Source organism: Methyloceanibacter stevinii, assembly GCF_001723355.1.
Taxonomy (GTDB): domain Bacteria; phylum Pseudomonadota; class Alphaproteobacteria; order Rhizobiales; family Methyloligellaceae; genus Methyloceanibacter; species Methyloceanibacter stevinii.
Genome location: NZ_LPWE01000014.1, coordinates 24,365 through 36,558, shown reverse-complemented (window position 1 = coordinate 36,558; position 12,194 = coordinate 24,365). Strand labels below are relative to the sequence as shown.

The window sequence follows — 12,194 nt, the reverse complement described above, 5'->3', positions numbered from 1 at the left end:
GGGTCTCGGGGTGTCATTGCGTCTGAGAGAATGCGGGCGCGATAATGCGAGCCCGTACCGTAGCGGCATAGAGTAGGGCCAAACAGGTCGAAATGATGAAACGCGCAAAAGTTCGTTTTCGCCCTCTCGCTGCGTTCCTCGCGGCGGGGTGGATCGGCATGGTTTGCCTTGCCGCCAACGTGCAGGCGGATCAAGACGAGACCGTGATCGTGGCTTTCGGAGACAGCCTGACGTCGGGCTACGGCCTTCCGAACGATCAAGCGTTCCCATCGCAACTCGAAACAGCGTTGCGAAAGCGCAGCCACAATGTTCGCGTGGTGAATGCTGGCGTGTCCGGTGACACGACACAGGCGCTGCGGCGGCTCGACTGGGCTCTGGACGACGATACGGACGCCGTCATTGTCGAGCTGGGCGGCAACGATGCCCTCCAGGGGCTACCACCCGATGCCACCAAGGCGGCGCTGGCGGAGATCCTAGAGAAGCTTCAGGAAAAGAAGTTGCCTGTTTTGTTGGCAGGTATGGAAGCGCCGCGGAATCTGGGGAAAGAGTACGTAACCGCCTTTGGTGCGATTTATCCGACCCTGGCCGAGCGGTATAATGTACCCCTGTATCCCTTCTTTCTCGAAGGGGCCGCGCTCAACGCGGACTTGATGCAGAAGGACGGAATTCACCCGAACGGAAAGGGTGTCACCGTCATCGTTGACAAGATCTTGCCCCAGGTCGAGGCGTTGTTGGTTGCGTCCCAAGTAGACGAGGACGGATGAGCGAGCCATTGAAACAAATCGCGGCGTTGCCTGTTGTGGAGACCCCGGATGGTCCGCGGGTGCTTCTCATCACCACGCGTGGCCGCGGCCGTTGGACCATTCCACGAGGATGGCCGAAGCAGGGCGTGCCCGACAGTGAACTGGCCGCCACCGAAGCTGCCGAGGAGGCGGGTGTCACCGGCAAGATCGATAAGACGCCGATCGGTTCGTACACCTACACCAAGCGGCTGCATTTCTATTCCTGGGCGAAATGCGTCGTCGACGTATACCGGCTGAGCGTCAAGACGCACGAGGCAGACTGGCAGGAGAAGAATTCCCGTAAGGTTCGTTGGGCCTCGCCAGATGAAGCGGCATCACTTGTCGCGGACGCGAACTGGCGTCATTGTTGCGCAGCGTTTTCCATCTCAAGGCCGCGTAGGTAACCGAAACGGCAGGGGATTTCGCCTCGCGGCGCGCCGCGAGGCCATTGAGTCCGTGTGCTCGAATGCCCAGATGGATGGATTGGCCAAGCCGGGGGTAGGGGTGCATGGCGGAAAAGGGAAACGGCGCTAAGAGAAAACGTGCGGACCGGGTCGTCCGGTTGCGCGTTGGCGCCGCCTCGTTCCGTCGCCGCGCGCTTGAGCCCGGCACGCCGCTGGACAAAGACCTTCGCAAGATCGAGCGGCTCGAGGAGGCGACGCGCGCGGCCTCCCGCAACTACATCGCTCTCGCTGCGACTTTCGCCTTCCTGCTGGCGGCCGGTCTCCTCGCGGACAGTCACGCCGTGACCGGTCAAACGGGACTGGTGCTGGTTCTCGCCGCCGTGATCGGCGGCTATCTGGCGCTGACGATCGGCGCCAACGACGTTGCGAACAATGTCGGCCCCGCGGTGGGCGCCCGCGCACTCACCATGACGGGGGCGCTCGCGCTTGCGGCCATCTTCGAATGCGCCGGCGCGCTGATTGCCGGCGGCGACGTGGTCGAGACGATATCTGAAGGTTTGATCGATCCGGCACTTCTGCCGAACACGGACGTCTTCGTCTGGGTCATGATGTCGGCCATGCTGGCCGCGGCCTTGTGGGTTCACCTCGCCACCTATGTGGGCGCGCCCATCTCGACGACCCACGCGATCGTCGGCGGTGTTCTCGGTGCGGGGCTTATCGGGCTCGGATCGACCGCGATCGACTGGCGGGTGGTGGCTGAGGTTTTTGCCGCTTGGATGCTGTCGCCGCTTGCGGGCGCCGTCATCGCGGCCTGTCTCGTCGCCTTCATCGAGATCAACATGATCTACAAGCCCGACAAGATCGCGGCGGTACGCCGATGGGTGCCCGTTCTCGTCGCGCTCATGGCGGCGGTGTTTTTTGCCTTCATCTCGCTAAACGTCTTCGGTGACGTCTGGGGCTTGGGGCACCACGTGGTCCTGTTTGTGAGTGTGCCGGTTTTCGGGCTTGTCTATCTGCTCGCGGGGCCCTGGGTGTATGCACAGTCCGAGGGTATGGAGAACCGCAATCAGAACGTCCGGCAGATGTTCCGTCCACCGCTTATCTTCGCGGCCTGTCTCCTCTCCTTCGCGCATGGCTCGAACGATGTGGCAAATGCCGTGGCGCCGCTCGCCGCCGTGCTGGAGAACGCCGGCCGGCCGGAACTCTTGGGCCTCGCTGGGGTTCCGCTCTGGGTCATGCTTATCGGTGCGGTCGGCATCAGTCTCGGCCTGTTCCTGTTCGGGCCGAGAATCGTCCGAGTGGTGGGCGAGCAAATCACACGAATGAACCCGATGCGGGCTTTTTGCGTGGCGCTCGCAGCCGCTCTCACGGTCCTTGTCGCCTCCGAACTCGGGATGCCTGTTTCGACGACGCAGACCGTCGTCGGCGCCGTGTTCGGCATCGGATTCTTCCGGGAATACGCGGCGCGCTATAGCCGCCGCCGGCGCTATTACATCCTCACGAAAAAGGGACGCCGCTCGGCGTCCGCTCTGCCTGCGACGCCGGACGAGATGCGCCGGCGCAAGCTTGTGCGCCGCTCGCACGTCATCGGGATCGTAGCGACATGGGCCGTCACGGTGCCATGCGCCGCGAGCATCGCCGCGCTGATCTATACTGCCATCGACTGGATTCGCTGATAGCGCGGGAGGCGTTCGACCGAATTGGCCACGATCTACGATCTGAAGCCGAGATTTCAGGCACTGCTCCGGCCGATCGCCGGCCGTCTCGTGCATATCGGAGCGACCGCCAACGGCGTGACGCTTGCCGCGCTTATCCTCAGTGTGGCCCAAGGCGCGGCGATTGCACTGTGGCCCGACGCGCGCTGGCCGCTTCTTCTGCTGCCGATCACCTTGTTCGTCCGCATGGCGCTCAACGCGATCGACGGGATCATGGCGAAGGAGCACGGCCAGAAGACCCCTGTGGGCGCTCTATTCAACGAACTCTCAGACGTGGTGTCGGACGCGGCCCTGTATCTGCCTTTCGCCTTGATCGCCGGGGTGAACGCGCCCCTCGTGGTGCTTGTGGTCATTGTGAGCGTCATCGCGGAGATGGTCGGCGTCTTGGGGCCTATGATCGGGGCCTCGCGGCGCTACGACGGGCCGTTCGGCAAGAGCGACCGGGCCTTCGCTTTCGGTGCGCTGGCGGTGTTGCTGGGGATCGGCCTGACGCCCGGCCTGTGGACGACGCTCGTTCTCGCCGCGATGTTGGCGCTCGCTATTCTCACCGTGTGGAATCGCGCGCGCCGGGCCCTCGCGGAGGCCGCGCAATGATTCAGTGGCTCGGCACTACCTTCGATTTGCCGCAGCATGTGGTTGTGGCGACTCTTGCGGTTTGGGCGGTGTTGGTGGTTGCGACGGGAATCGTGCTCGTGCTCTCTGCGCGCGGTTCGGGCGACTACCGGGAGCTGATCGACCGCACGGCCTCGTGGTGGTGGATGATCGGGGCCTTCACCTTCGCGATCGCCGCGAACCAGATCGTCGCGATCGTGTTCCTCGCGATCATCTCCTATCTCGCTTTGAAGGAATATCTGTCGCTCATCCCAACGCGACGGATCGATCGCGGGCTGCTGCTGTTCGCCTATCTCGCCGTGCCGATCCAATATCTTTGGGCTGGCATCGATTGGTACAACATGTTCCTCGTGTTCGTGCCGGTGTGGATGTTTCTGCTGTTTCCAGCGCTCATGGCGCTGCGCGGCGAGACGCAGAATTTCCTGCGGGCGGTGGGGACCCTGTCCTGGGGGCTCATGCTCACGGTCTTCTGCCTCAGTCACCTGGCCATGCTGTTGGTCTCGGGTGAGGTGCACAATCCGGTCGCGGGCGGCGTCGGGCTCTTGTTCTTCGTCGTGGTCTTGGCGCAGTTCAACGACGTGGCCCAGTATGTCTGGGGCAAGCTTTTCGGGCGGCACAAGGTGACGCCCCATGTGAGCCCGAAGAAGACCTGGGAAGGGTTGATCGGCGGTGTGCTAACCACCGTCGCCGTCGCAACGTTCGTGGGGCCGTATCTGACGCCCATGGATCACGCATGGTCGGCGCTCGCCGGTGGCGTCATCGGCGTTGCTGGATTTCTCGGCGATATCAATATTTCGGCGGTCAAACGCGATCTGGGTGTGAAGGACGCCGGCGGGCTGATCCCCGGCCATGGCGGCATTCTCGACCGGGTCGATAGCCTGACCTATGCCGCGCCCGCCTTCTTCCATTTCTTCCGCTATTTCTTCACGCCGTAGTCCGAGCCGCGATGACAGTCATGACGAGGATCCTGCGGTTTCTGTTTTTCGGCGTCGTGGTGCGCGGCGCGATCCTGCTGGGGCTCGGCCTTACCGTCCGCCATCGCGAGCGGCTCCCGACGAAAGGGCCGGCAATCATCGCGGCCAATCACAACTCCCATCTGGATACGCTGGCTTTGATGTCGCTGATGCCGTTGTCGCTCCTGCCGAAGCTGCGTCCCGTCGCGGCGGCGGACTATTTTCTGTCCGGCAAGGTGCGCAGCTGGTTCGCGCGGGACGTCGTCGGGATCATTCCGCTCGAGCGTGCGAAAGTCCGCAAGGGCGCCGACCCGCTTGCCGCGCTCGAGGAGGCGTTTGATCGCGGCGAGATCCTGATCCTGTTCCCGGAGGGCTCGCGCGGCGAACCGGAGGCGCTGGGCCGGTTCAAGACCGGCGTCGGCCAGTTGGCCGTATCGCGTCCCGGCGTTCCCGTCGTGCCCGTCTACATGCATGGCTTCGGCAAGGCGCTGCCGCGCGGGTCGTCCTTGCTGGTGCCGTTCAACTGCACCGTCAGCGTGGGCGAGGCGCTGTTCGGCGGGGAATTCGACGGTGCTCAATCCCGGCGGGAGTTTATGACGGCTTATGAAGCGCGCATGGCCGCGCTCGCGGCAGCAGAAACGGTGCCGGACTGGGACTAGTCCAGTGCGCTCAGAACGGCAGTCCCATGCCGGCCAGCGCCAGGACTAAACAGGCGCACGCCAGGAGCGTCGAGATAGCGCGCACATGGTTCCAGCGCACCCAGTTCAGGCGGTAGCGGCGCCACCGCTCGATGACGTCTTTGTTGTCCGGCGACCAGGCGAGCAGCGCATTGTTCAGCGGCACGCTGCGCAGCATGGTGACGCCGAAACCGCCGACAAGAAACAAGGCCGCGCCCGCGAAGGCGTAATGTGCGTAGACCTCACGCCAAGCCAAGATCGTCGTGACGCCGAGCACAAGGCACAGCAGGGCCGTTCCAAAGAAGAGGACCAGGAAGATCGGCTTCTTGATGGCGAGAACGGTCGCCTGCATGGCGACGATCCCCCGCTCCGCCGCAAGGCCGCCCAGCGCCCGCATGAAAAACATGGAGAAGGCGAAGAAGGTTCCGGCGAGCAGCGCCGTGCACAAGGCGGCGCCCAATGTCAGTACAAAGAGCAGTTCAGTCATGAAACAATTCGGTCATGCGTCGGATTTGCTAACGGCCGTTGGCGGGGCTGAAAACGGAGAGTCCGCTACCAATTGGGGTTGGTGCATTTCACGCCTCTCGCATTGACGGATGAGATCTTGCCGGTCTCCACATCGATTTCCCAAGCCTTGCGAAGATTGGTCCACCATTCCGCCCCATCCTTGCCGCTGGCCTCGCCCATATAGCGCAGCGTGAAGTCCTCGCCCTTCATGCAGGCCGTGGAGAAGGTATACCCCTTATGCGGCTTGTCGGTGGTCAGCGCATCGGTGATCTCGAAATCCGAGGATGAGCCGTCCTCCTCAGCCGATTTGGCCGTCAGCACCAGAACCGTGCCGTCCTCGCGGCTGTAGTGCTGTACGTAAAAGGGTGGCAGAACGAGGCCGCCGCCAACATTGGTCCAGCCGTCGAGTTCGAAACTGCCCGTGTAGGTCTTGCCGACCAGGCTCTTAGCGAAGTCCTCGTCGGAAATGGGAGTGGCTTCGGGGGCCGCTTCCGCACCGGTCTCTTCGCCTGCGCCTACGTCCGTCTCCGCCGCAGTCTCGTCCGGTGTTTCGGTCTGGGCGCTCGCGCTGCTGGCAATCGTCAGGAGGAGAGCGCAGATGGCCGCGAGCGACCCGATCGATTTGTAGTTCATTCTACTCATCCACATGGTTGTATTCTCGCCGGCGGGGTGAAGCGGCGTGCCCGCGCTCTTGGTTCGCGCGGCACCCTATTCAAATTCCTTGCAAGATTCGCCCTTAAATTCGGCTCCGATGCCAATGCGATCCTGCCTTATCCCTAACATGGCGCCCGCGCTTCTCGCGGTGGCTTTGCTCTCGGTCTGCATTCTTGCCCCCCGCGTTGCCGCGGCGGACCGACACTATGCGACCGGCGAAACCGGCTCTCCGCATGCGGTCGCCGTGGACGATTGCGCATCGGAACGGCTCAGCATGATGATCGGTCAAACCATCATGATGGGCTTTCCCGGACGGCAAACGGGGGACCTTGGCGTTGAGGCCGTATCGGCGCAGTTGCGCGATGGAACGATTGGCGGCGTGGTTCTGTTCCCGAAAAACATCGCCGACAAGGCCCAGCTCAAGGCGCTGATCGATGCACTGCGCGGTACCCGGTTCGATCTGCCGCCCTTCATCGCCGTGGATCAGGAGGGGGGCGCGGTCCAGCGCCTTCGGGCCAGGAAGGGCTTCGAGTGGTTCCCGTCGGCCAAGCTGGTCGGCGGCAATCTCGGTCTTGATGCGCAGGACGTGGCCGAGGAGATCTACAGGCAAATGGCGGTCGAGCTCGCCGGGCTCGGCTTCAACATGAATCTCGGCCCCGTGGTCGACGTGAACACCAACCCGGACAATCCCGTGATCGGCGCGCGGGGGCGCAGCTTCGGTGACAGTGCCGACATCGTCTCGCCCATGGCCGCCGCCTTCGTGAATGCGCACCATGCGGCGAATGTCGCAACCGTCGCGAAGCATTTCCCGGGGCACGGGTCGAGTTCCGTCGACAGCCACCGCACGCTCCCGGACGTGTCGCAAACCTGGCGCGACGAGGAACTCGATCCCTATAGGCGCCTCGAGCTCCAAGGCCTGCTCGATGCGGTCATGATGGGCCATCTCTATCACCCGCGTTTCAGCGACCTGGAAGGATTGCCCGCATCGCTGTCGGCCAAGGCGGTGGAGGCGCTGCGGGCTCCCAACGGGCTCGGCTTCGACGGCGTGATCGTCAGCGACGACATGGAGATGGGCGCGATACGCGAGCGCTTCACGCCGGAAGAGCGCGGTGCGGGCGCTCAAAGCCGGCACCGATATCGTGGTGTTCTCCAACATCAAGCGTGACGACCCGGAGTTCGGCCGGCGCATTCACCGGGCGCTCTCGGACGCCGTCTGCGATGGGCGCCTGAGCGAGAAGCGTATCGAGGACGCCTATGGCCGGATCGTGCGGCTCAAGGATCAGCTCAAGACGGATACGCTGCCGCGGGCCTGGTGAGCGCTATTTTATGCTTTCGAGGGCGCGGAGGGCGCGCGCCCGCGCGGCCGCGTGATCGACGATCGGCTCGGGATAGTCCTTCCCCAGCACCACGCCCGCGGCCGCTAGGACGGTTGGCGGAACGTCCCAGGGCGCGTGGATCTCGTCCGCCGGGAGTTCCGCTAGTTCGGGAACCCAGGTCCGCACATACTCGCCTTCGGGATCGAACTTCTGACCCTGGAGGATCGGATTGAAGATGCGGAAATAGGGCGCCGCGTCCGCGCCGCAGCCGGACACCCACTGCCAGCTCGCCGAATTGTTGGCGAGGTCGGCGTCCACCAGCGTGTCCCAGAACCAAGCCGCGCCGACGTGCCAGGGCAGGAGTAGATGCTTCACGAGGAACGACGCCACGACCATGCGCGCGCGGTTCGGCATCCAACCTGTTTCCCAAAGTTGGCGCATGGCCGCATCCACAACCGGGTAGCCCGTCTGGCCGCGTTGCCAGGCAGTCAGCGTCTTCTTGTCGTCGCGCCAGGGGAAGTCCTTGAATTCCGGCCGCAGGGGCTCATGGGGCAGGTCCGGGAAGCTGTGCAGGAGGTGGTAGGAGAACTCGCGCCAGCCGATCTCGCGCAGGAAGGCGTTCGCCCCCTTCTCGATGGCGCCGCCCTCCGCGTCGATCGCGTGGGAGACCGCGTGCCAGACCTGCGCCGGGCTGATCTCGCCGAAATGCAGGTATGGCGAAAGGAGCGACGTTGGCGTGCCGGGCAAGGCATCCCGTTGCGTGGCGTAGGCGCGATCCGCACGTCGATGAATTCGGTAAGCGCTTCCTGCGCGGCCAACTCGCCGGGGGTCCATGTTGCCCGCAAGCCGCCGGCCCAATCGGGTCGCGACGGCTGGAGTTTCAACGCGGCCAGGGGCAGGCTCAGCGCTTCCGCGAAGCTGTTCAGTTTAGGTGTCGCGCCGGGGGTAGGAGGCGCGGGTTGGGCAAAACAGGATTTCCAGAACGGCGTGAACACACGGTAGGGGCGGCCGTCCTTGGTGACGACGTCCTCGGGCGCAAAGAGAAGCCGCCCGCGATGCAGGTGAAACTCGACGCCATGTTTGCGGCACAGGGCATCGACATCGGCCTCGCATCGCGTGCCGAACGGCTCATAGCTTTGCGTGGCATGGATCGCGGTGGCGTTTGTCTCGCGAAGGATCTCGGTCAAGACGCCGCGTGTCCGTCCGGCCCGCACGACAAGCGCGCCTCCAAGCTCCGACAGCGATGCATCCAGCGCTTTGAGACTTTCATGCAGCCACCAGCGCGATGCCCCGCCGGGGCGCACAGCACCAGGCGTTTCGACGTCGTGAATGTAGAGTGGCAGGACGGGTAAGCCTGCCTGCACGGCAGCGGTCAGCGCGGGGTGATCGGCGAGGCGCAGCTCCTTGCGGAACCAAACGATTGCCGGGCGTGTCGCGTCTGCGTTCATGCGTCCCCGGTGGCAGCCAGCGCGGCTTCGTGCAGCGCGCGGGACTCGCTTCCAAAGCAGCAGAACACCACGCGTGCGACGCCGGGCACCTCCGGCAAGGTCTCGCGGACGGTCCGCAGGGCGATCAGTGCTGCCCGGTCGGACGGGAATCCGTAGATTTCGGTCGAGATGGCCGGAAAGGCAATAGAGCCAAGACCGTTTTCGGCGGCAAGGAGCAGTGCTGTTCGGTAGCAGCTCGCGAGCTTTGCACCTTCGCCGCGCTCGCCGCCACCCCATATGGGGCCCACGCTGTGGATCACGTATTGGGCGGGCAGGCCGAACCCCGGTGTGAGTCTCGACTCTCCCGTGGGGCAGCCACCGATTGCGGCGCAGGCCGCTGCGAGTTCGGAGCCCGCTTTGCGGTGGATCGCGCCGCAGACCCCGCCGCCCGGCGCCAGCGCCTCGTTGGCGGCGTTGACGATGGCGTCCACGTCGAGCGTGGTGATGTCCGCGTCGATGATCGCGATCCGGCTTCCCATGCGCTCATTGCAGGCCGAGAGCGCCCCCGGATCAAGTCACGATCGGGATATTAAACCTTGAGTTGATAGGAATGTGGAAGCCAGCGGTAGCCGCCATCCGTCCGCCGTTCGACATAGCCCAGCGAGGGAAAGGGCATATGAAAACCACTGACCGCGACGCGATCGGTCGCGACCATGTCGAACATCCGGGCACGGGTCTTGGCGGCTTGCTCCTTGTCGATGTCGAAGACGCAATGCCAGTCCGGCCGCGCAAGTGATGCGACCTGGTGGTGTGCGCAGTCGCCCCAGAACACCAGCCGCTTGCCGTCGCTCTCGATGTCGAAACCGAGATGGCCGGGCGTGTGGCCGAACGCCTCGATCGCGCGGATGCCTGGCACGACCTCGTCACCCGGTTTGAGGAACGTGGTCCTCTCCGCCAGAGGGACGACATAGTCGCGATAGAGAGCTGCCTGTTGCGCCAGGTCTCCGGCGGGGCGGTCGCTGCTCCAATAGTCGTAGTCGACGGCGCCCGTGACATAACGGGCGTTGGGGAAAAGCAGCTTACCGTTCTCGACGAGACCGCCGATGTGATCCGGGTGGCCGTGCGAGAGAACGACCACATCGATCTGCTCGGGCTTGAAGCCCGCGGGCTCAAGCTGCTGCGCCAGCCAACCGCCATTGGGGCGCGGGACGAAACCGCGTTCACCATTGCCGGTGTCGAAGATCACCACTTCCTTGCCGGTATTGATCACCATCGGCGTGAAGCCGGGCTGGTACTTGTTCGCGGGGAGCAGATTCGCATTCATGACCTGCGCCACCTCGGACTGCTCGACATTGCCGCCGATAAGCGGCCAGGGACCGTCAACGAAGGCATCCGAGTCGGCGATCATCGTCGCTTCGAAACCGCCGAGCTTGAACCTATAGATCTTGGGCACGACCGGGCCCAGCATCGGCGCGGCGGCCATCGCGGGACCCGGCACGCCGACAAGCGCCGCTGCAGCTGCTGTGCCTGCGCCCGTCAAGAAGTGGCGGCGGGTAAGGTCCAGGGTCGACATGCGCGTTTTCCTCCGTATCAATGAGCCGCGGATGGTATTGGAGGGAAGGCGCCAAGGACTTGAACGAACGTGCTACGACAAGCGCCGCTGATGCCCAGCCGGTTTGGCATGTGAGCGAGGGCCTATCGCTGTTCGCCGGCGCCCTTGGGCGCAATGCGCGCCACAGCCACAGCGTGCCCGTTTTCCTCGCCGGACTGTATGAGCGTTTCTCGCTGCGCATTGGCGACGGCGCCTGGCAGCGCTGCCGCAGTGCCGTCGTGCCTGCGGGACTTCCCTACGAATTCGATATGGGCGGCTCCCCGCTCGCGGTGCTCTATGCAGAGCCGGGGCGGCTCACGGTGGGAGAAATGCACCGGCTCGTGGGACCGGCACGATCGGAGCAGGGGGCTCTCGTCGGCCAAGGCGGCGAGGTATCCGTCTTGCGGCAATCGTTCGAGGACAGCGATAGCGCCGCCTGGCTGTCGGAAGCTCTGGAGGATCTCGCGGGCTTCGCAGAGGCGCGTGCCGGGGCCATCGATCCGCGTGTCCGGCGCGTGTTGCGCAGTCTCCGCCAGGACCATTTGGCTTTCGATCGCGCGGACAGCGCAGCGGCGGTCGCCAAGCTGTCCGCCTCGCGTTTTCAGCATCTCTTCACACAGGAGGTCGGGGTTCCGTACCGGCGCTACCGTGGCTGGTGCCGCATGCGGGCGGCCATCTCTGCCGTGCTCGACGGATCGAACCTGACGGATGCGGCTCATGCGGCGGGTTTCTCCGACCAGCCGCATTTTTCGCGGAGTTCCGCCGCATCTTCGGTGCACCGCCGCATCACGGGCTCGCCAATGCGCGCCGACGGCAGCGACCGACCGCCAACTAGAGGGCGTGCCTGTGCCGCCGGTATTCTCCCTTGACGCAACACGGCGCTGTTATGTTATATCATCGATATGACTGCAGCCCATCATCATGCCGGCTCGGGCGTTACCCCCAAGCTCTCGCCCAACCAGACGAAGATCCTTGGTTGTCTGCGCGAAGCGGGCGAGCCGATGAGCGCCTACGCCATTCTCGACCGGGTCCGGAAATCGGGAATCGCGCATCCGCCGACCGTCTACCGCGCCCTGAACGATCTGATGAAGAAGGGCATGGTGCATCGGCTCGAATCGCGCTCTGCCTTCATCGCCTGCGGGCATGGCGCCTGCGACGGGCGGTTCGCTTTTGCGATCTGCCGGGCGTGCGACAAGGTCGTGGAGATTCCCCTCGGGAAGAAGGAACAGGCGCGGCTGCTCGGCCTCGCCCCCGCCGAGATCACGCCTGAGCAGGTTACGTTGGAGATCGCCGGGTTGTGCGAGGCGTGCAGGCCCGCACAGGCCGCGCCCGCCTAGAAAACAACTTCGGAAGGGCCGTCGCCGTGCCACGGGATGACTCCTTGGAGCCACAGCCAAGCGTGCAACTTCACGCCTACACACCGGGCTTCTCGCTGTTGCGCGCATCGACGGGCCAGCGGCTAGCGTTGGTCGCACTGATGCTTGCCGTGCTCTGGCTCGCCGTCCTCTGGGCGCTGCAGTGAGGGCGCCCTCCGAGAAGGTACCGTCTGCGACGAC

Annotated in this window: 15 protein-coding genes and 1 pseudogene; 11 read left to right on the top strand and 5 right to left on the bottom strand. The window is 64.5% G+C overall.

Annotation, left to right across the window (positions count from 1 at the left end; genetic code table 11):
• Positions 1-95 precede the first annotated feature (95 nt).
• The 6 genes from AUC70_RS14845 to AUC70_RS14820 all read left to right on the top strand — a co-directional run bounded on the left by AUC70_RS14845 (position 96) and on the right by AUC70_RS14820 (position 5,125).
• Positions 96-764 (top strand): arylesterase, encoded by a 669-nt coding sequence (locus AUC70_RS14845; protein ID WP_141702178.1) that lies wholly within the window; start codon positions 96-98, stop codon positions 762-764.
• A complete protein-coding gene (locus AUC70_RS14840) occupies positions 761-1,186 on the top strand; it encodes an NUDIX hydrolase (protein ID WP_069445570.1) in 426 nt (141 codons plus the stop codon). The genes AUC70_RS14845 and AUC70_RS14840 overlap by 4 nt, the downstream gene beginning before the upstream one ends.
• A gap of 104 nt (positions 1,187-1,290) precedes the next feature.
• Positions 1,291-2,862, top strand: coding sequence for an inorganic phosphate transporter (locus tag AUC70_RS14835; RefSeq protein WP_083241634.1), 1,572 nt, complete (start codon positions 1,291-1,293; stop codon positions 2,860-2,862).
• 24 nt (positions 2,863-2,886) lie between these two features.
• Positions 2,887-3,495 (top strand): CDP-alcohol phosphatidyltransferase family protein, encoded by a 609-nt coding sequence (locus tag AUC70_RS14830; RefSeq protein ID WP_069445569.1) that lies wholly within the window; start codon positions 2,887-2,889, stop codon positions 3,493-3,495.
• On the top strand, positions 3,492-4,448 hold the full coding sequence (locus tag AUC70_RS14825; protein ID WP_083241633.1) for a phosphatidate cytidylyltransferase: 957 nt from the start codon (positions 3,492-3,494) through the stop codon (positions 4,446-4,448). Before AUC70_RS14830 ends, AUC70_RS14825 begins: the two co-directional genes overlap by 4 nt.
• Before the next feature lie 20 nt (positions 4,449-4,468).
• Positions 4,469-5,125, top strand: a complete 657-nt coding sequence (locus AUC70_RS14820) for a lysophospholipid acyltransferase family protein (RefSeq protein WP_206599409.1) — start codon at positions 4,469-4,471, stop codon at positions 5,123-5,125.
• 10 nt (positions 5,126-5,135) lie between these two features.
• Here the strand turns inward: AUC70_RS14820 and AUC70_RS14815 are convergent, their stop codons facing one another.
• Positions 5,136-5,630: an anthrone oxygenase family protein gene (locus AUC70_RS14815; protein WP_069445567.1), complete on the bottom strand. Its 495-nt coding sequence runs from the start codon at positions 5,628-5,630 to the stop codon at positions 5,136-5,138.
• Positions 5,631-5,695: 65 nt separating this feature from the next.
• Positions 5,696-6,283 (bottom strand): hypothetical protein, encoded by a 588-nt coding sequence (locus tag AUC70_RS14810; RefSeq protein WP_069445566.1) that lies wholly within the window; start codon positions 6,281-6,283, stop codon positions 5,696-5,698.
• A gap of 148 nt (positions 6,284-6,431) precedes the next feature.
• Between AUC70_RS14810 and AUC70_RS14805 the strand changes: the two genes are divergently transcribed.
• The gene (locus tag AUC70_RS14805; RefSeq protein ID WP_069445565.1) at positions 6,432-7,469 is read left to right on the top strand and encodes a glycoside hydrolase family 3 N-terminal domain-containing protein; all 1,038 of its coding nucleotides are present in this window, start codon (positions 6,432-6,434) and stop codon (positions 7,467-7,469) included.
• On the top strand, positions 7,414-7,620 hold the full coding sequence (locus tag AUC70_RS14800) for a hypothetical protein (protein WP_069445564.1): 207 nt from the start codon (positions 7,414-7,416) through the stop codon (positions 7,618-7,620). The genes AUC70_RS14805 and AUC70_RS14800 overlap by 56 nt, the downstream gene beginning before the upstream one ends.
• Positions 7,621-7,623: 3 nt before the next feature.
• On the opposite strand, the pseudogene AUC70_RS14795 reads toward AUC70_RS14800, so the two are convergent.
• The 3 genes and pseudogenes from AUC70_RS14795 to AUC70_RS14785 all read right to left on the bottom strand — a co-directional run bounded on the left by AUC70_RS14795 (position 7,624) and on the right by AUC70_RS14785 (position 10,620).
• A pseudogene (locus AUC70_RS14795) lies at positions 7,624-9,068 on the bottom strand (cryptochrome/photolyase family protein).
• Positions 9,065-9,586: an O-acetyl-ADP-ribose deacetylase gene (locus AUC70_RS14790; RefSeq protein WP_069445563.1), complete on the bottom strand. Its 522-nt coding sequence runs from the start codon at positions 9,584-9,586 to the stop codon at positions 9,065-9,067. Before AUC70_RS14790 ends, AUC70_RS14795 begins: the two are co-directional and overlap by 4 nt.
• Before the next feature lie 50 nt (positions 9,587-9,636).
• Complete coding sequence (locus AUC70_RS14785) at positions 9,637-10,620, bottom strand: MBL fold metallo-hydrolase (RefSeq protein ID WP_069445562.1); 984 nt, start codon at positions 10,618-10,620, stop codon at positions 9,637-9,639.
• A gap of 59 nt (positions 10,621-10,679) precedes the next feature.
• Here AUC70_RS14785 and AUC70_RS14780 point away from each other — a divergent pair, with 59 nt between their 5' ends.
• The 3 genes from AUC70_RS14780 (at position 10,680) to AUC70_RS18460 (ending at position 12,160) form a co-directional block, all read left to right on the top strand.
• Positions 10,680-11,507: a helix-turn-helix domain-containing protein gene (locus AUC70_RS14780; RefSeq protein ID WP_244505659.1), complete on the top strand. Its 828-nt coding sequence runs from the start codon at positions 10,680-10,682 to the stop codon at positions 11,505-11,507.
• Between the two features lie 33 nt (positions 11,508-11,540).
• Complete coding sequence (locus AUC70_RS14775; RefSeq protein ID WP_069445561.1) at positions 11,541-11,975, top strand: Fur family transcriptional regulator; 435 nt, start codon at positions 11,541-11,543, stop codon at positions 11,973-11,975.
• A 62-nt stretch (positions 11,976-12,037) separates the two neighbouring features.
• Positions 12,038-12,160, top strand: coding sequence for a hypothetical protein (locus AUC70_RS18460; RefSeq protein ID WP_256385619.1), 123 nt, complete (start codon positions 12,038-12,040; stop codon positions 12,158-12,160).
• Positions 12,161-12,194 lie beyond the last annotated feature (34 nt).